The sequence below is a fragment of the Rufibacter sp. XAAS-G3-1 genome (assembly GCF_013623775.1).
Lineage (GTDB): Bacteria > Bacteroidota > Bacteroidia > Cytophagales > Hymenobacteraceae > Nibribacter.
In genome coordinates this window covers 126,800-143,729 of record NZ_JABFAM010000005.1, presented here as the reverse complement: position 1 = coordinate 143,729, position 16,930 = coordinate 126,800, and the positions used below count along the sequence as shown (strand labels likewise).

Here is a 16,930-nt window from a genome sequence, read left to right as displayed (position 1 = left end):
CCATGGATCAACCTATCACTATCATTAAGCTGCAGAACGAACTGGATGTGGTATTGGCCTACAAACGCACCATGCAGCTTTCTGAGTTCTCGGGGCTACCCGTTGCCTCGCAGACCAAGTTTGCCACGGCCGTCTCTGAGATCTGCCGTAACGTTCTGGAGCACGTGGGGGAAGGAACCATTCGGTTTAGCATGGTAGAGAACCGGGGACTTTTGTCTCTGGAGGCGTTTGTCGCAGACAGAGGCCGGGGCATCCCCAACGTGCAGGATATTCTGGACAGGAAATACCCCCCCGCCGGAGGCAAAGGCCAGGGCATCTACAGCTCCCGCAAACTGGTGGACTATTTTTCGCTGGACAGTGATTTTGAGAAGGGCACCCGCGTACGGCTCCAGAAGCGTATTCCGGCCAACCACCCGCCTATCAACAAAGCCATCATCCAGGGGTGGGCCAACTACTTCAACAATGAGTCTGAGATATCGCCTTACGCCGAGATAAAACGCCAGAACAAGCAGCTCATTGAGCTTATGGAGCAACTGCAGGTGCGCACCATTGAGGCCGAATACCAATTGCAGGAAATCCAGCACCTGAACCAGGAACTGCAAACCTCTAACCATGAGATCCACGCCCTGCTCCAGGAACGGGAATCCAAGAACCAGCAGTTAGAGCGGGTAAATAGAACCTTAGACGAGTTTGCCCATACCATTACGCACGACCTGAAAGCTCCGCTGCAAAATATCCTGGGCCTGGCCTCTGCGGTTACTGATTTACTGGAGGAAGACAACAAAGAAGAGGCCCTGGCCGTGATGCCCATGATTCAGAGGCAGACCTCCCGCATGGAGCACCTGATCAGTGACGTTCTGGCGTACTCCCTCACGGGCCGCCAACAGATACAGAAGAAACCTGTCTCAGTAGGGCAATTAGTCCGTAACGTGATCGCCAGCCTCACTGTTCCAGCGGGGTTCCAGCTGCACATCCCCCCTGATTTACCGGTTATTGAAGCAGAGGAAATCTACTTACAGCAGATTTTCGGGAACCTCTTAAGCAATGCCCTTAGGTACCATGACCTGCCCGCCGGGCACGTGTGGGTGAAGGCGTTCCAGAAGAACCGGCACTGGGAGTTTGTGGTGGAAGATGATGGCCCGGGCATTCCGGCGGAAGACCAGGAAAAGATCTTTGAGTTGTTTGAGACCACCAACGACGTGAACCACCCGGGCAGCACCGGTATTGGGTTAGCGATTGTCCGCAAAATCATGCAGGAGAAGCAGGGCCGTGTATGGGTGCAGTCTGAAGGCCGGGGAACCGCCATGCATTTCACCTGGCCCTCTGAGCCAGAGTTGGTGCCCCAGCCGATAAGTGCTCTTGCATAAAGTAGATCAGGAAGCCTTGTACCCCACCAAAGAGAAAGACCTACTTATACATTGGCTTTTTCTGCGCTTTGGCCTCTGCTTGGGACTAGTTTCTATTGAGAGGTTGGCAGGTGCACGCCTTACGGTGTTCCCTTGGATGTCCGTTCGTTTCGTGGGTGCAGGTGCTGTATTGTTTCATCTTTGGCGGTAAGCGCTCGGGGAAGACTGGAACTGGGGAAAGGAGCAGAAGTTTGTGGGGGAACTCTCATTTACTATGCCGCGGAAGTTGCCGTTTCTTGCCTATTTTCCCCAAAACAGCCCCAAAACGCTGGGGCGAATGTCTGCACCCGCAGTAAAACCAACCGTAGAAGCAATGCGTGCCAGTAGAGACAAGGCAGCGCCTGGTCTCTACTGGCATCTGATCTGCACGTTGATGCGTTTAGTGTCCATTTTCTGAAAATCAGCCCTAAAACGCATCAGCAGTACTTCCGTGACTTACTGAAGCTTTATCAAAAGTCACGAAATAACTCCGCGCTATAAAGAAGAAGGCGTATTCCCCTCCTTGGAGGGGCAGGGGTGGGTTCTGGTGCTCCACCGTCTCCTGCTAAGGCGCACCAGTCTTTCAATAGGGGTACTAGTTCTTTTTATAATAATCATTCATGATATCCCGGACATCGCTCTCCGTTAATGCTTTGGAGAAATGCTTCTTCACTGAGGCATAGCCTTTCAGGCGCTCCAGGTCATAAAAGCTGGCCGAAGAGGTCAACATCAGGATAATCATGCTGCCGTTCTCAGACAGCGCAAGGTTATGGTACTCGTCCAGAAAACTGAACCCGTCCATTACCGGCATTTTGATATCCAGGAAAATAAGGTCTGGGTATGCCGCGCCATCCTGGGCGGACTTCTGCAGGTACTCTAAGGCCTCGGCTCCATTCTTTTTGATCAGAATCTCCCGGGCTACCCCCAGTTTGGTCAATAATCGCTTGTTCACAAAGTTGGTGGTGTCATCATCGTCTACCAACATGATCAGATCCAACGGCTCAAACTGGGTTTTCATATAAATTCTTTGTTATAGAGGGGGCAAGACAGAATTACCCGTATGTGTCTATGGAACAAATATAATACAAGTTTAGTAAATCTTTGTTTAACTTAATTTTATCAAGTTAAAAGGCAGGTGTTTACGGCCATGTTCTATTGCCACCGCCTCTCTTTTGCCCCTATTTTCTGATTCTCAAGCCGTAAAAGCTTCTTCTTCCTGGAGAGGCTTTCCTGTAATAAGTACTATAACAACGCTGGGATTCTTCTTGGCCCCCGGTGGTAAAACCTGCCTCTAGCAGACGCGGGCACTTCAACGCAAGTTCCTTAAATTGCGTATGAGCAAAAAGAATTGACACCGCTCCTGATACGCCATTTCCTTTGTACCAAGATCGGGCGGTACCGTTTACCCGTACTTCTAACCTACTCACCCTATGGCTATTAACCTTCAGCAGACCAGCGCCAGACTCAATTTCTACATGCGTATAAAAGAGGTAGATGTGTACCAACTAAGCCAACTCACCCAAACGCCTCCAGATATTGTGGGCTGCATTCTGCAGGGAGAAGACTATTGCATGGATGACTTGGTGGCCTTGCTAAAGCAGTTGCCAGACCTGAACTCGCGGTGGGTGATCTATGGCGAAGGCAATGTGTTCAAAACAGAAGGGAAAGAGGGCGAGAACGTACCTCCGGCAGGATTAAAGAAAGACCGATCTGCCTATTTAGCCGAGATGCAGGTGCTGCTGCACCAACTGGAGGAAATTGACAAGCAGAAGCAACAGCAAAACCACCTTGACCAACTGCGTAGCAGAATCAGAGATTTGACGAGGCATATCTAGCCTCTGTTTATGGCATGCTTTTAGCAAATGACGCTACAACTACGACCTCATGCCTGGGCATGCCCGCAGGGAACCGGCTAGTTCCATTACCTGCTAAGCAGCCGTAAAGTAGGGGAAACAAATAATACCGGGGGCAGGACTATGCAAACCGCAGGAGATACTGCCGAACTGTTTTCAGCGTTCTTTGTTCGCCCAAGGGCCGTTTTAGTGATATCACTATTGCCAGCCCCAGTGCCCCAGAAGAGATAGCGGTGGCACCCATCCGCCTAAGTTCTTTTCATGGCAGGCATAAGTGCTCTGCGCGTAAATGATGTTCAAGGGTGCCTGGGCTAAAAGTAAATTTATTGAAAGTGACGTGTTTAGGTAGGGGTAACACCTAGTATTTCAATCTTAATAGCAGGAGGTATATCATGGGACAACACCGAAAACTGGAATTACCGAAAGAGTTGCATTACTGCAACCGCAACCGCTGGGGTTTTGAATCAACCCATAATCCCCCGCTGGTGCTGCAAGAAACCATGCCACCAGTAGCCCCTCTGGCTGAGATCTATAACTTCTGTGGTTATACCTTCTCAGAGAATTGAAAAGGAATCACGAACAGAGACCTCAGCCCCGCCTCACCGGTGCTGGGGTCTTTTTTTGCCCCACCTTCCCCTCCCTATTTCCCGCAGCCACCCCATTCTTCCACCCCTGGCCGAACACTTTCTAACAGATTTACTACCCCCTGACCTTCCGCTAGAGATAGCCTAGCCCCTCTCCAGTAGCTGACCCTACCCCATAAGTCCAGCATGGTGAAGAACGATATCTGATATCCCCTTTGAAGCTCATCTTGTAGGGAAAAAGGAACGGTTATTTATTTCCAAAAGATTCCAGAGAATCAAACCGCGCTTTCGGAGTTCCACTCCGAAAGCTTACTGCCGGGGAGTTCCACTCCCCTTCTTTTGCCCGTGGCTCCCGGCGGAGTGGAACTCCGCAGCAGGCGGGTTCGGGAGTAGAACTCCCGAACAGCAAGGAAAGATTTTTCTCTACAAGATGAGCCTTTAAAGGCCGAGGATGAATACTCGTGCAGATTCACGCCTTCCCGATGCTGCTCCCGGGGGTTCTATGCTTTGCTCCATGGTTCTGGGTTCCTCAACTGACCTTGTCATCCTAGGCCCTCAAAGGGGGAACGAAATGCGCGCAAAAATCCTGTGGGGTGGGATGAGCCAGTAGAAGAGAACCCCACTGCTGCGTTTTGGGCCTGTTTTTCATAAAAAGAACCCAAACCGCAAATACCTGTGAGGTCTTAAAGACCTCACAGGTATGGAAATAACTGGCGCGAGACTCCAGTCCCGTGACTAGGGTTGAAGCGAGTCTCCGGACTCGCCGGGAACCACCAGCAGGAGTGCGTAACAGCAGGCAAGCACAGAATGTCTCACATTCCATGGGTCATTCTGTGCGGGGCCGCTCCTAATGTTATTTATCAAAGGGTGTGGCAAAGCAGCGCCTACCTTTCCTTGCTTGCAAACAACATACATCTGCAGCAGAGAATTAGCGACCAGCAACTTCTTCTACTTTCTTACTCGCTAACCATTGTCCAAGAAAAAGCCTAAACAATATTTCCCTGAACAAGTAAATATTTTTCACAATGTTCAACACATAAGCTAGTTACATATAATTAAACCAGGCATCACACCTGCATAATACAATTTTATTCTATCATTTTACCGTAACCCCATTACCTCCATTTCAGTATAACTACTCAACAAGCCCATGGAAGAAAGAAGGCTGAGCGTTATGGCAGGTAAACTGAGGCAGATAAAATTGGAACTATATAATTTAAGAACAAAGGCCAGAAATATTTTCAAACGTGGTTATGAAGACTTGACCATGTTGATTTACTACCATGACCTGAAAAACCAATTTCTGCTCCTGATCATTAATGCGAACAACCTACTGCTGCTGGAAAAAGAGATTACCAGAGCCGAGGCGTTCAGGATTATGAATACCCGCAGCTAACAGAACCTGTACCCCTACACGGGGATGATTTATAATAGATAAGGCGCAAGCCATGACGCGTAAACGAAAGGATCAGCCGTAGAAAGCTGATCCTTCTTTTTTGCATTACTTCTATAAACTGCCCGCTTCAGCGGGTACGCCTGCGAAAGAGGGTGACAAGAGTTTACAGCAACTGAAAGCAGCTACAAAAAGAGCCTCCGGAAATGACTCCCAGAGGCCCTGCCCTACGTTTTAAGGCTGTTTTCGCTAAATCAGCCCTAAAACAGACGTTTACTTCTTTGCCAAGGCTACTTCAATCACGGCAGGTTTTCCCTCGGGGAAACGTTCCACGTAGAACTCCTGCAAGGCAAGCTTGTTTTCCTCTGCGTACTCAAAAAGGGCTCCGTAAATGCGTTTGGGCGCGATGGTGATGTTGGCATCCAGTTCCCCCTTCAACACCGGCCTGCCCGCAGGCACTGCCCTAACCGTAAACCCGGTGGGCAAGGCAACGCTGGAATCTTGCACGGCTACCCCAATAAAGGCCTTCACCGTTTTAGACTCTTGGTTGGGATTGTTGTAGTAAATGCCCGCAAAGTCGCCGGTGAGCTGCTTCTGCTCTACGGCTTTGCCCACTTCTTGGTAAATCTGCCCCAACTCCTCTGAATCTGTGCTGCCCTCATAATATTTACCGGCAATCACCGCTGGCGATGACATAGCCTGCGAAACTTTTACCTCGGCAAAGCCACCCATGTACGTGTACGCCACCAACGCCACGCCAACTATTACCGCCAGGTAAATCAAGAACTTCCTCATTTGATTCTATCTTATTTCTTTTGAGCTGCTGTAAAGAAGGCAAAGGTAACCTATAAACACCAATGCCTCGCTTGTATGGCCCACCCGTTTTAAGGCTGTTTTTCTAAAACCAGCCTTAAAACGGGGCACTCTCTATACAAAGTTCTTGTACTGCATCTCGTGTAACTGGGCGTAGTACCCACCCGACTGGATAAGCTCTTCATGCCGGCCGCTTTCCTTGATCTCGCCCCTGTCCAGCACAATGATGTTGTCGGCCTTCTGGATGGTGGAGAGGCGGTGGGCTATCACAATAGACGTACGGCCCTGCATCAACTGCCCAATGGCGAACTGAATCAGCTCCTCGGTCTCAGAATCTACGCTGGAAGTGGCCTCGTCCAGAATGATGATCCTAGGGTTGTACACCATGGCGCGCACAAACGAAATCAGCTGCCGCTGCCCCACAGACAAGGTCGCGCCGCGTTCCATCACGTTGTAGTGCAGGCCACCGGGCAGGCGTTCAATGAATCTGTCGGCCCCCACCAGGCGGGCGGCTTCCCACATCTGGTCTTCGGTGATTTCTTTGTTGCCTAGGCTGATGTTGTCGGCGATGGTGCCGGAGAACAGGAACACATCTTGGAGCACCACGCCTATCTGCTGGCGCAACACCTCCAGGTCATATTCCTTCACGTCCCGGCCATCTACTTTGATAGTACCTTTGTTGATTTCGTAGAAGCGGCTCAATAGGTTGATGACAGATGTCTTACCGGCTCCGGTGGCACCTACCAGCGCCACTGTCTGGCCCGGATGCACGGCAAACGAAACGCCTTTGAGCACCCAATCTTCGTCATTGTAGGCAAACCAGACGTTCTCAAAGTCCACCGCGCCTTTGATTTCTTTGGGGGCATAGGTGCCCGAGTCTGAGATCATCTCCTTGCTTTCCAGCAACCGCATGATCCGCTCAGAACTCACCACGCCCAGTTGCAGCGTATTGAACCTATCGGCAATCTGCCGGATGGGCCTGAAGAACATGCCTATGTACATGATAAAGGCGATGAGCGACCCCAAGGTAACCGTTTCCTGAATCACGCCTTTGGCCCCGTACCACACCAACAGGCCCGTTCCGGCGGCGCCAATGACCTCGGCCACCGGGAAGTAGATGGAGTAGTACAAAACAGACTTGATGTTGGCGCGGGTGTGTTCTTTGTTGATGGCCTGGAATTTCTTCATTTCCCGCTCCTCATTGCTGAAGATCTGTACCACCATCATGCCCGTGATATGTTCCTGCACAAAGGCGTTCAGCCTGGCCACCGCGCCCCGCACCTCCTGGAACGAGTCTTTCACTTTCTCCTTGAAAATGTACGTGCTAATGATGAGCAGCGGGAACATGGAAAGGCTGACCAACGTGAGTTTCCAGTCAATCCAGAACATGTAGATCAGGATGAAGATAAGCTGGAGCACATCACCTATCATGGCGGCCAAACCCTCAGAAAACACGTCTGACAGCGTTTCCACATCGCTCACGTTACGCGTCACCAGCGTCCCAATGGGCGTGCGGTCATAGAACTTCAGCCTAAGCTTGAGGATGTGTTCATACAGTTTCACCCGGATGTCGCGCACCACGTACTGCCCCAGCCAACCGGCGAAGTAGGTGTGGAAGTATGACACGGCGGTATGGGCCACCAGCAGCACAATAAGCCACAGGAACATGCGGTTCACGCCCTGCCAGTTGTATTGCAGGATCTGCTTGTCCACCATTTCCTGGATGAGGAATGGCCGGACAGTTGCCAAAACCGCCGAGGCGACCGTTAAAAAAATGACCAGATAAAACACCTTCTGGTACGGTTTCACAAACCGGAATATCTTCCGCAGCACTTCCCAGTCAAACGCGCTCCCGGTTTTGCTGCCTCCTATTTCACTCATGGATGGATGTCGCTAGTATGATAAACGTGCCACTTCGTTTCTGCTAACGTAGAACAGGCAGAAGCAGGTGCAGCACAAACCCAGGGAAAAGCGTTTAGAGCCTCTTTCCCAGAAAAAGCCCCCGAAAGAACGTACGCTTTCCGGCACAAAAGTACGCAATAAAGCACGGAATAAATGGAGCTTTACTCCGGCTACTGACCCAGACACTCGTAGGTCTAAAGACACTACGCGGTCTTTGGAGTGGGTGGTGTTGCGTAGATGTGGAGACGCAGTTGTAGGAATGCGGGTGATCAACTAGTGTAAACATCCTCCTTCGCCCCCTTCAAAGCTAATCTTGCAGGGAAAAATGAGCGGCTATTTAGTTTATGAAAATCCCAGAAAATCAACCCGCTCTTCCGGAGTTCCACTCCCCTTCTTTTGCCCGTGGCTCCCGGCGGAGTGGAACTCCCCGGCAGGTTCGGGAGTGGAACTCCCGAACAGCGACATCAGCAAAAGTTTCCCTACAAGATGGGCCTCCAAAGGGGGAGTATCTGCTTTAGAAAGCAGATGTACTAAGAGGAAGAAAGTTCAGTCAACACTTTCTTCCTCCTTTCCAAGTTCCAGTCTTCCCCGAGCGTGCCTCGCTTTTGGCCCTGAACAGGCAGTAGCTAAGTGCAAAAGACAGTTCAGGCCGAAAGGGCAGTGCGAGAGGGGAAGACGGGGCCCCGCGGCCGTGAGCGCACGGAGGGAGACGATGAAACAACTCAGCATAAGGGCACCGCACAAACCAGCCACTACGCTAGCAACAGCAAACGGCATGCACAAAACCGCGAAATCAAAGATAAAGTCTACTCTTCCATGGCAGCTTCCGCCGCCTGCTCAAAAAGCACCCGCTGTTGCGCGAAGTAATCTACCGGATAGTCCACGCGGTGCAGAAACAGCCCTTGCGCGGGGGCGGCCCCGCTGGCCAAACGACGATCCTGCCGCTCAATCACCTCTCTGAACTGCGCCACGGTCAGCTTGCCCTTGCCCACGTCTAACAGCGTGCCTACCACCAACCGCACCATGCCGCGCAGGAACCGGTTGGCTTTGATGGTAAAGATGAGTTGCGAGCCTTCTTCCTGCCAATGGGCCTGGGTAATGGTGCAGCGGTAATGTTTGGTATCGCCTTTTACTTTGGAGAAAGTGGTGAAATCTTCCAGTTGCAGCAAGGCAAGCGCGGCCTCGTTCATTTTAACCACATCGGGCTTTCTGGATAGATAGTAGGCGTACCTGACCAAGAATGGGTCTTTCTGCAACGTGATGCGGTATTCGTACGTCCGACTGATGGCATCAAAGCGGGTGTGCGCCTCGGGCCCAACCGGCAGCACCTGCCCCACCGAAATATCTGGCGGCAGAATACGGCTGAGCTTATACTGGATCTCTTCTGGCTGAACCACCTGCGGCAGGTCTACGTGCACCCACTGCTGCGTGGCATGGACGCCCGTATCGGTGCGGCCGCTGCCTACCGTCTCCACCTGGGCTAACCTGAAAACCCTGCGTAAACAATCATCCAGCACTTCCTGCACGGCCAGCGCATTGGGCTGCGTCTGCCAGCCGTGAAACCGGGTGCCGTCATACGCCACTTCTAAAAAATACCGCATGCCACAAAGATACGCAAATACGTCCTGAGTCCCGGGGCCTGCCTCATTCCCAAAGAGAAAGCGACTCTATTTTGTGGCTGTTTTATAGAAAGTAGCCCTAAAACGGGTCTCTGCTCTTTCCCAAAAAGTTATCTGCACAAAAAAACGGCCCCTTTCAAAGAGGCCGCTCTGGCTGACGGATGGATCATACCTACAAGTACTTTTTACATTCTTACCAAAGAGACAGAGCTTCTTTGCGACTGCCAGGCAGTTTGCCGCTGGTCACGCTTGCGTTCATAACGCTCCTGCAACTGCTGCCTGTCGTGCTCGTAATCGGCTTTGAGGCGGGCCACTTCCTGCTCAAAGGCCCTGGCTCCGGCGGTAGATTTGGCCAGCTTATCATGTAATGTATGCTGCCTGCGGTTATAATCTTCTTTCAGGTTGATTTGGTCACGTTCATACTTTTCCTTGGCCTTCGCCATTTCCTGCTGGTAGGCTTCGTTTTGGCGGGCAGCCTTGGCTAGTGCTTTGGCGCGCTGCTTCTCTGCTTTGGAAGCTTGTTTCGCCCTGGCTTCCATGATAGGGTTCTTTTCCATCGGCTGCGCCGAAGCTACTTCATTCCCCAACAACAGCAAACTTACCAAACTGAACAGTACCAATCGTTTCATCTTTTTAGGCTTTAGAGTTAACATTGGGTTTGCAACGTTCATGCCAAAAACAGAAGCCCAACGCTCTTTTATGAACCGCCGACCGCCGTTCCGGGGATAGGCAAAAGCCAGGCAGTTCAGTTCACCTCCTCTACAGAGAACTTAAGCCTTTATTGGACAAACACATATACCACATCTTTCACTTTACTACCGGGCGGAAGGATATAAAATAAGGGCTATTCTTGATTCACAAGTTTTGTGTAGTTTTGCGATTGATACCGAAACCAAAACAAATTTATGATACAGAGAGTCCAGAGCGTTTTCCTGTTTTTGATTGTAGTAGCCATGGTGGCCATGTTCTTTTTGCCCATTTGGGCCAAGACTAACCCCGCCGATGGTCAGGAATACGCCTTAACCGCTTTTTCATTGGGGCCTGTGAACGGAGGGGCAGGCGCTGACTCCAAGAACACTATTTTTATTGCCATATTGGCCGCCGTAGCCGGCTTGATTGCCCTGTATGAGATTTTCCAGTACAAGAGCCGTCTTACCCAAATGAAACTGGGCTTGCTGAACTCCCTGGTGATGGCCGCCCTGATGGGTTGCGCCTTCTACTTCTCGTCTTACGTGGGCGAAGACCTGGTCAAAACGCAGACCCAGGGCGAATACCTGTCCGGCTTTTATCTGCCAGCCTTCGGCTTATTGATGAACGTGCTGGCTAACCGCTTCATCAAGCGCGATGAAGATTTGGTTCGTTCTATGGATCGTTTGCGGTAAGAGATAGTTGTTAGTTATCAGTTGTTAGTTATCAGTTGTTAACACAAGATTTCTACTTGCCAAGCTTTATGCTTCATGAAGCCTTGAACATGCTTTAAACAGAGCGGCTCCGTTTTTCTAAACGGAGCCGCTCTGTTTAGGGGCTATTTCTGGAAAGGAGCCCGATTTCTGGGAATAACGTCTTGTGCTTCTAACCAGCGTCTATTTTATCGCTTTATAAACGAAATCCTGCAACTCGCGTTTATTGAGACTGGACTCTAGGGCATCTAACACGCGGCTGAACCGCTGGCGGTCGCAGACATAATCATACGCGAATTTGGCTAACTCTACTCTTCGGTTTTCAAAACTGATGGCTTTCATGAGCAAATAGAGGTCTTCGGTCATGATGCCTCCGGCCAATTTTATTTCGCCTTTGGCGATTTCCAGCCTTCGGTCGTCAAAGCCTTCTTCTTTCATGAACCGCAGCACACGGTCTACATCTGGCTTTTCCATGACGTAGCGGCAGATGTCATTTCCGGTAGCTGGCGGGGCAGCAGGCTGAGACAAAGGCACGTCCTCTACTTTGCGCAACACCAACGGGAAAGCCCGGCCCGGCACCGTGGGCGCCAACACATACACACTTTCAAAACCGCTCTGTAACATGATTTCTGCGGTAATGTTCTGCGCCCGGCGGCTTCTGCCCAATACCCGCAGGTGCAAGATGTGTCGGCCCGCCGGTAAATCTGCGACGGCAACTCTGGTAGAAGGCGCCGGATTGATGAGACGGCCGCCAATGGTCAGGTGGAAATATTCGCCGCGTTGGGTTTCCACCAGTAGAGCGGCATCTAGGGTAGGCTGCGCGTGCAGCACCGGCACCAGGCACAGCAAAAGAAAAGGAAGGAAGTAGAGACGTTTCATAACAGGAGTGAGTAAGAGCCACAAAGGCCTAAATCCAATAGTATGCCAAACCTATATAGAGACAAAAAAATCCTTTCGGTTTAGGGGCTGTTTTACCAAAAACAGCCCCTAAACCGAAAGGATTCTTCTTAAGTGTTCTTCTATGCTAAGGTTTATCCCTCGTAGTAAAACTGGCCGTACGGGCTCTGGATGGTGAGCTCGTTTTTCTCGCTGGCCTCTACCCTGCCAATCACCTGCGCCTCCAGGTTGAAAGATTGACTGATGCTGATTAAATCCTGCGCGATAACCTCCGGTACGTACAGCTCCAACCGGTGGCCCATGTTGAAGACCTTGTACATTTCCTGCCAGCTGGTATTGCTCTGCCCTTGAATAAGCCGGAACAGCGGCGGCACGGGCAACAGGTTGTCTTTGATGATGTGTACGTTCTGGGTAAAGTGCAGCACCTTGGTTTGCGCCCCGCCGCTGCAATGCACCATGCCGTGCAGTTGACTGCGGTAGTCTTTTAAGATGGCCTGCACCAGCGGCGCGTAGGTTCTGGTAGGCGACAGCACCAACTTGCCCACGGTTAAGCCGGTTTCCTCGTTGACATCGGTGAGGTTGCAGTTCCCGGAATACACCAAATCAGACGGCACGGCCGGGTCAAAGCTCTCGGGATAGTTCTTGGCTAAATAATGAGCGAATACATCGTGCCGGGCCGAGGTGAGGCCGTTGCTGCCCATGCCGCCGTTGTACTCGGTTTCATAGGTGGTCTGGCCGTAAGACGAGAAACCCACAATCACATCGCCGGGCTGAATGGTATGGTTGGAGATAACGTCGCTGCGTTTCATGCGGGCAGTTACGGTGCTGTCCACAATGATGGTGCGCACCAGGTCGCCCACATCGGCGGTCTCGCCGCCAGTGCTATAGATGCCGATGCCGTTGTCGCGGAGCATCTGCAGAACTTCCTCGGTGCCGTTGATGATGGCGGCTATCACTTCGCCGGGCACTAGGTTCTTGTTTCTTCCAATGGTGGAAGACAATAGAATATTATCGGTCGCCCCTACGCAGAGCAGGTCATCGGTGTTCATGACAATGGCGTCCTGGGCAATTCCTTTCCAGACGGATAAGTCACCGGTCTCGCGCCAATACAGATACGCCAGGGCCGATTTGGTACCCGCGCCATCGGCGTGCATGATGTTGCAGAACTCGGGGTCACCCACCAGCAGGTCTGGGATGATTTTGCAGAACGCTTTCGGGAACAAGCCTTTGTCTAGGTGCTTGATGGCGTTGTGCACATCTTCTTTGGAGGCCGAGACGCCCCGTTGCAGATACCGGTTTTCCATGGTGGTAGTGGTTGAGGTCAAAGGCCGTTTTCGGCTTGGTTTGGCAAAAACAGCCCCTAAACGCAGTTCTGTCCTTTGCTGCCGCAAAAATAAGAAAGCCTCCCGGTTATGGGAGGCTTTTCTTTTGTATTTCGATATGTTGAACGGATGATACTAGCAATCGCTTATTGCTGTTCATCAATGCGTGTCACGGTGAACTCAGTGCGGCGGTTGCGCTGGTGCTGGGCCTCGGTGCGGGCGTTGCGTACGACTGGTCTGGACTCTCCGTAGCCACGGGCCGTGATGCGTTTAGCGTCTATGCCTTTGGAGATGATGTAATTCACCGCACTCTGCGCCCGGCGTTGCGACAGGTCTTGGTTGTAGATGTCTACGCCGCGGCTGTCTGTATGCGAACTTAGCTCAATGGTGATGGCGGGGTTATCTCTCAATGTCTGCACCAACTTGTCCAGTTCTACTGCCGCGTCTGCCCTAATATCGGCTTTGTCATAGTCGTAGAAGATGTTCTCCACCACAATGGCCCTGTTCCGGACAATCTTGGAAAGCGTAAGCGTGGTGGTTAAGCGGATGTCTGTTACGGGTTGCGTCAATTGACTCTGTGGCGGCGTTTTGCCTTGGGTGACTACTGGCTGACGAGCCGCAAAATAACCGCTTCTCTCCGCAATGACAGAATACACGCTGGCTGAATCTAATTGGAAGGTGAAATTTCCGCGGGCGTCGGCGGTGGCTTCCGTGACTTTCTCGCCTTGGGCATTCTGCAAGGTCACCCGCACGTTCGCCATGGGCGTGGTGGTGTTGGTGGTTTCATTGCGTTCCAGTACGCGGCCGTCTACGAAGAAGTTGACCAGTTTAGGCTGGCGTTTCACGAAGGAGTAGATATCATCGCCGCCTTGTCCCCCAGCACGGTTAGAGGCGAAAAAACCCTGGTCTTCGCCGGTAATCAGGATAGAGAAGTCATCGCCGATGGAGTTAATGGGCGTACCCATGTTAATCACAGAATCTCCGCTGATGCGGAAGACATCCAATCCGCCCAAACCGGGGTGTCCGTCTGAGGCGATGTACAAGGTGCTGTCTGCGGCTACATACGGGAACGACTCATTGCCGGGCGTGTTGATGGTGGGCCCCAGGTTTTCCGGACGGGAGAAACGCCCTCCGGCATCCAGGGTGGTTTTCCAGATATCACGGCCGCCTTGTCCGCCCCGGCGGTCAGAGGAGAAGTATAGGGTGCGGCCGTCCGGTGAGAAAGCGGGGGAAGAATCCCAGGCTAGCGGGTCATTGAAACTGGCAAGACGCGGCTCAGACCATTCGCCGGTTTTGTATTGCGAGATGTAGAGGTCTACGTTGGCGGTTCCGCTCTTCTTGCCGGTGTTGCTGCGGGCGAAGACCATGGTGCGGCCTTCGTTGGTGAAAGCAGGAGAAGCATCGTGCACTTCCGGGGCATTTAAAGCCGCCGCAAAAGGCCTTACCGTTGAAGCGGCGGCATTTCCGGTATCTGCGACGGGCACCACGTAGAGGTTCAGGAAACCTTCGCCATTGCCTTTGTACTTCACATCCTCGCGGCTGGAGGAGAAAATGACCTCGTTGTTGAGAATAACCGGCGAAAACTCAGAAGCGGCAGTATTGGCAGCCGGTACCGGCTTCACGATTTGGTAGGTAGGGGTGTTGACAATAGAGGCGACCTGCTTGAGGTTGTTTACCTCCTGCTGCGCCAGTTTGATGAACGTCTTGTTAGAGGCTACCGCCAGATAACTCTGTAACTGGGTGGCGGCTTCTTCGTATTTGCCGTTCGCCTTGAGCGCCATGCCGTAGCGGAACATGGTTTCCTCGGTTTTACGGGCATCTAAGGCGGCTTTGTAGTATTGCTCGGCCTGCGGCAGACGGTTAGAGAGACGGTAAGCCTCGGCTAACTTGAAGTTGACCTCTGCCCCGGTGCGGCCTTTGCTCAGCGCCGCCTGGTAGTGCTCAATAGCGGGCTGGTATTCTTCTTTGTCAAAGTTCTTGTTGCCTTTTTGCACGGAGCTCCGGAAAGGCCCGCAAGCCGCCACTGCCAAAGACAAGGCCACTCCTAGTACAAGGGTTCTGTTCTGTCGCATCATGTGCATTCCTATGCGTTATTGGCCCTGAAAGTACCGAGCCAGCCAAGTATCTTTTGCCGGTTTGGGCCACTGTTGCTGGAGCGCCCCCACCGTGGGAATCAAGGTATCAAAATAAAGCGAATCCGGCGCCAAGGCGCCGGCCGCTACCTCGGCTTTTATTTTCGCCAAGGGCATCAGCCGCACCCCGCCTTCGTGCCTGAATGCCAACTGGGTACGGTCAAATAATTGAACGTTAAACTCCTGTTCTAATTGCCTTAAAAATGCGACTGATTTATCTATGGAACACCCGCTGGCCGAGGCCACTTCTTCATTGGTGGCCAGAAACAGAAAGTGGTGCTCTTTGATGGTGAAAGATGCCTGCAAATTGCGGCCGTGGCTGCTCCACTCCGTTACGAAATCCCGTAACAGGTGGTTCAAACGCGCCTCCTCCTCTAAGGTAAGCGGTCGGTTTATCTGGTACACCCATACTCGGCTATACGCCGGCAATTGTTCAAAAGGAACGTACATTTTGGTAGTATCAAGTAGCAGGTAGCAAGACACAAGACTTGTTCCCTGCTGTTATTGTACGTTTAGCGGCTGTTTTTCTGAAAACAGCCGCTAAACAGCTTTTCTTTGTTCATGCCGCGAGGTTATAGCTTGCGGTTTTCAATACCTTCTTATCTGATTTGGGACTAAATAGTTCCAAACATTTTTTTGTCATCCTGAAAGGATCTTGGTTGCAAGCGGTAATAGCACCTTATTTAAGCCTTCCTAGTTCGCCCACGAGCCCCTTCCAGGATGACATGATCATATACGTGTTTTTGTCTCTGTACTTACGTACGAATGTTGAGACTTAAAGCAACATTTGTCATGCTACGTGATACTTGCTACCTGATACGTACTAAGCATTAATGCCTTCAGCTTGCGCGATGAGTTCGGCTATGTCAAACACCTGCACGCTGTCTTCTTTGTTATGGCTTTTCACGCCATCGGCCATCATGGTCATGCAGAATGGGCAGGCGCTGGCGATGATGGTGGCGCCGGTGCCGATGGCTTCCTCGGCGCGCTCCACGTTGATGTCTTTGTTGCCTGGTTCCGGCTCTTTCCACATCTGGGCACCTCCGGCTCCGCAGCACAGGCCGTTGGCGCGGCTGCGTTTCATTTCCACCAGGTCGGCGTCTAAGGCGGCTAACACCTCACGCGGCGCTTCATAGATGTTATTGGCGCGGCCCAGGTAGCAAGAGTCATGGAAGGTGATGCGCTTTCCCTTGAACTCGCCGCCACCCGCAATCTTCACTTTGCCTTCGTTGATGAGGTTCTGCAAAAACGTGCTGTGGTGAATCACCTCGTAGTTTCCGCCCAGGGCCGGATATTCGTTCTTGATGGTGTTAAAGCAGTGCGGACAAGCGGTGACGATGGTTTTAATGCCGTAGCCGTCCAGCGTGGCGATGTTGGTCATGGCCTGCATCTGGAACAGGAACTCGTTTCCGGCACGTTTGGCGGGGTCTCCGGTGCAGGTTTCTTCCATGCCCAACACGGCGTACTTGGTGCCGACGTGCTCCAGAATGCGCACGAAAGCGCGGGTAACGCTTTTATAGCGGTCGTCAAAGGCCCCGGCGCAGCCCACCCAGAACAACACTTCGGGGGTTTCGCCACGGGAGGCCAGGTCGGCCATGACGGGTACTTGTATCTGTTTTTTCTCTGCCAT

At 51.9% G+C, this 16,930-nt stretch carries 15 protein-coding genes; 5 read left to right on the top strand and 10 right to left on the bottom strand.

What is annotated here, in order from left to right; translation table 11 throughout:
• Window positions 1-2 precede the first annotated feature (2 nt).
• Window positions 3-1,367, top strand: a complete 1,365-nt coding sequence (locus tag HHO50_RS04940; protein ID WP_181304895.1) for a sensor histidine kinase — start codon at window positions 3-5, stop codon at window positions 1,365-1,367.
• A 613-nt stretch (window positions 1,368-1,980) separates the two neighbouring features.
• Here the strand turns inward: HHO50_RS04940 and HHO50_RS04935 are convergent.
• Complete coding sequence (locus HHO50_RS04935; protein WP_181304894.1) at window positions 1,981-2,403, bottom strand: response regulator; 423 nt, start codon at window positions 2,401-2,403, stop codon at window positions 1,981-1,983.
• A 412-nt stretch (window positions 2,404-2,815) separates the two neighbouring features.
• Here HHO50_RS04935 and HHO50_RS04930 point away from each other — a divergent pair, with 412 nt between their 5' ends.
• From HHO50_RS04930 to HHO50_RS04920, 3 genes are all read left to right on the top strand, one after another.
• Window positions 2,816-3,220 (top strand): hypothetical protein, encoded by a 405-nt coding sequence (locus HHO50_RS04930; protein ID WP_181304893.1) that lies wholly within the window; start codon window positions 2,816-2,818, stop codon window positions 3,218-3,220.
• 410 nt (window positions 3,221-3,630) lie between these two features.
• Complete coding sequence (locus HHO50_RS04925; protein ID WP_181304892.1) at window positions 3,631-3,804, top strand: hypothetical protein; 174 nt, start codon at window positions 3,631-3,633, stop codon at window positions 3,802-3,804.
• A 1,168-nt stretch (window positions 3,805-4,972) separates the two neighbouring features.
• Window positions 4,973-5,218, top strand: a complete 246-nt coding sequence (locus HHO50_RS04920) for a hypothetical protein (protein WP_255478607.1) — start codon at window positions 4,973-4,975, stop codon at window positions 5,216-5,218.
• Window positions 5,219-5,488: 270 nt separating this feature from the next.
• Here HHO50_RS04920 and HHO50_RS04915 read toward each other — a convergent pair whose 3' ends face one another.
• The 4 genes from HHO50_RS04915 to HHO50_RS04900 all read right to left on the bottom strand — a co-directional run bounded on the left by HHO50_RS04915 (window position 5,489) and on the right by HHO50_RS04900 (window position 10,178).
• Window positions 5,489-6,010, bottom strand: a complete 522-nt coding sequence (locus HHO50_RS04915) for an effector binding domain-containing protein (protein WP_181304891.1) — start codon at window positions 6,008-6,010, stop codon at window positions 5,489-5,491.
• 132 nt (window positions 6,011-6,142) lie between these two features.
• Window positions 6,143-7,909 (bottom strand): ABC transporter ATP-binding protein, encoded by a 1,767-nt coding sequence (locus tag HHO50_RS04910; protein WP_181304890.1) that lies wholly within the window; start codon window positions 7,907-7,909, stop codon window positions 6,143-6,145.
• An 827-nt stretch (window positions 7,910-8,736) separates the two neighbouring features.
• Window positions 8,737-9,531, bottom strand: coding sequence for a tRNA pseudouridine(38-40) synthase TruA (truA, locus tag HHO50_RS04905; RefSeq protein ID WP_181304889.1), 795 nt, complete (start codon window positions 9,529-9,531; stop codon window positions 8,737-8,739).
• A gap of 203 nt (window positions 9,532-9,734) precedes the next feature.
• Window positions 9,735-10,178, bottom strand: a complete 444-nt coding sequence (locus HHO50_RS04900; protein WP_181304888.1) for a hypothetical protein — start codon at window positions 10,176-10,178, stop codon at window positions 9,735-9,737.
• Window positions 10,179-10,454: 276 nt separating this feature from the next.
• On the opposite strand from HHO50_RS04900, the gene HHO50_RS04895 reads away from it, so the two are divergent.
• Entirely contained in the window at window positions 10,455-10,931 is a 477-nt protein-coding gene (locus HHO50_RS04895; RefSeq protein ID WP_181304887.1) for a DUF4293 domain-containing protein, read from the top strand.
• Window positions 10,932-11,132: 201 nt separating this feature from the next.
• Here HHO50_RS04895 and HHO50_RS04890 read toward each other — a convergent pair whose 3' ends face one another.
• The 5 genes from HHO50_RS04890 to HHO50_RS04870 all read right to left on the bottom strand — a co-directional run bounded on the left by HHO50_RS04890 (window position 11,133) and on the right by HHO50_RS04870 (window position 16,930).
• A complete protein-coding gene (locus HHO50_RS04890) occupies window positions 11,133-11,828 on the bottom strand; it encodes a DUF4476 domain-containing protein (RefSeq protein WP_181304886.1) in 696 nt (231 codons plus the stop codon).
• Window positions 11,829-11,980: 152 nt separating this feature from the next.
• The gene (locus tag HHO50_RS04885) at window positions 11,981-13,150 is read right to left on the bottom strand and encodes an AIR synthase related protein (RefSeq protein ID WP_181304885.1); all 1,170 of its coding nucleotides are present in this window, start codon (window positions 13,148-13,150) and stop codon (window positions 11,981-11,983) included.
• 164 nt (window positions 13,151-13,314) lie between these two features.
• Window positions 13,315-15,243, bottom strand: coding sequence for an OmpA family protein (locus tag HHO50_RS21425; RefSeq protein ID WP_304621524.1), 1,929 nt, complete (start codon window positions 15,241-15,243; stop codon window positions 13,315-13,317).
• Window positions 15,244-15,258: 15 nt separating this feature from the next.
• The gene (locus HHO50_RS04875) at window positions 15,259-15,750 is read right to left on the bottom strand and encodes a hypothetical protein (RefSeq protein WP_181304884.1); all 492 of its coding nucleotides are present in this window, start codon (window positions 15,748-15,750) and stop codon (window positions 15,259-15,261) included.
• Between the two features lie 373 nt (window positions 15,751-16,123).
• On the bottom strand, window positions 16,124-16,930 hold the full coding sequence (locus HHO50_RS04870) for a (Fe-S)-binding protein (protein ID WP_255478606.1): 807 nt from the start codon (window positions 16,928-16,930) through the stop codon (window positions 16,124-16,126).

Coding starts and splice junctions, on each gene's coding strand:
- HHO50_RS04895 (WP_181304887.1), top strand. CDS start 10,455: ATGATACAGAGAGTCCAGAGCGTTTTCCTGTTTTTGATTGTAGTAGCC.
- HHO50_RS04900 (WP_181304888.1), bottom strand. CDS start 10,178: ATGAAACGATTGGTACTGTTCAGTTTGGTAAGTTTGCTGTTGTTGGGG.
- HHO50_RS04885 (WP_181304885.1), bottom strand. CDS start 13,150: ATGGAAAACCGGTATCTGCAACGGGGCGTCTCGGCCTCCAAAGAAGAT.
- HHO50_RS04940 (WP_181304895.1), top strand. CDS start 3: ATGGATCAACCTATCACTATCATTAAGCTGCAGAACGAACTGGATGTG.
- HHO50_RS04925 (WP_181304892.1), top strand. CDS start 3,631: ATGGGACAACACCGAAAACTGGAATTACCGAAAGAGTTGCATTACTGC.
- HHO50_RS04870 (WP_255478606.1), bottom strand. CDS start 16,930: ATGGCAGAGAAAAAACAGATACAAGTACCCGTCATGGCCGACCTGGCC.
- truA (WP_181304889.1), bottom strand. CDS start 9,531: ATGCGGTATTTTTTAGAAGTGGCGTATGACGGCACCCGGTTTCACGGC.
- HHO50_RS04920 (WP_255478607.1), top strand. CDS start 4,973: ATGGAAGAAAGAAGGCTGAGCGTTATGGCAGGTAAACTGAGGCAGATA.
- HHO50_RS04890 (WP_181304886.1), bottom strand. CDS start 11,828: ATGAAACGTCTCTACTTCCTTCCTTTTCTTTTGCTGTGCCTGGTGCCG.
- HHO50_RS04915 (WP_181304891.1), bottom strand. CDS start 6,010: ATGAGGAAGTTCTTGATTTACCTGGCGGTAATAGTTGGCGTGGCGTTG.
- HHO50_RS04935 (WP_181304894.1), bottom strand. CDS start 2,403: ATGAAAACCCAGTTTGAGCCGTTGGATCTGATCATGTTGGTAGACGAT.
- HHO50_RS04875 (WP_181304884.1), bottom strand. CDS start 15,750: ATGTACGTTCCTTTTGAACAATTGCCGGCGTATAGCCGAGTATGGGTG.
- HHO50_RS04910 (WP_181304890.1), bottom strand. CDS start 7,909: ATGAGTGAAATAGGAGGCAGCAAAACCGGGAGCGCGTTTGACTGGGAA.
- HHO50_RS04930 (WP_181304893.1), top strand. CDS start 2,816: ATGGCTATTAACCTTCAGCAGACCAGCGCCAGACTCAATTTCTACATG.
- HHO50_RS21425 (WP_304621524.1), bottom strand. CDS start 15,243: ATGATGCGACAGAACAGAACCCTTGTACTAGGAGTGGCCTTGTCTTTG.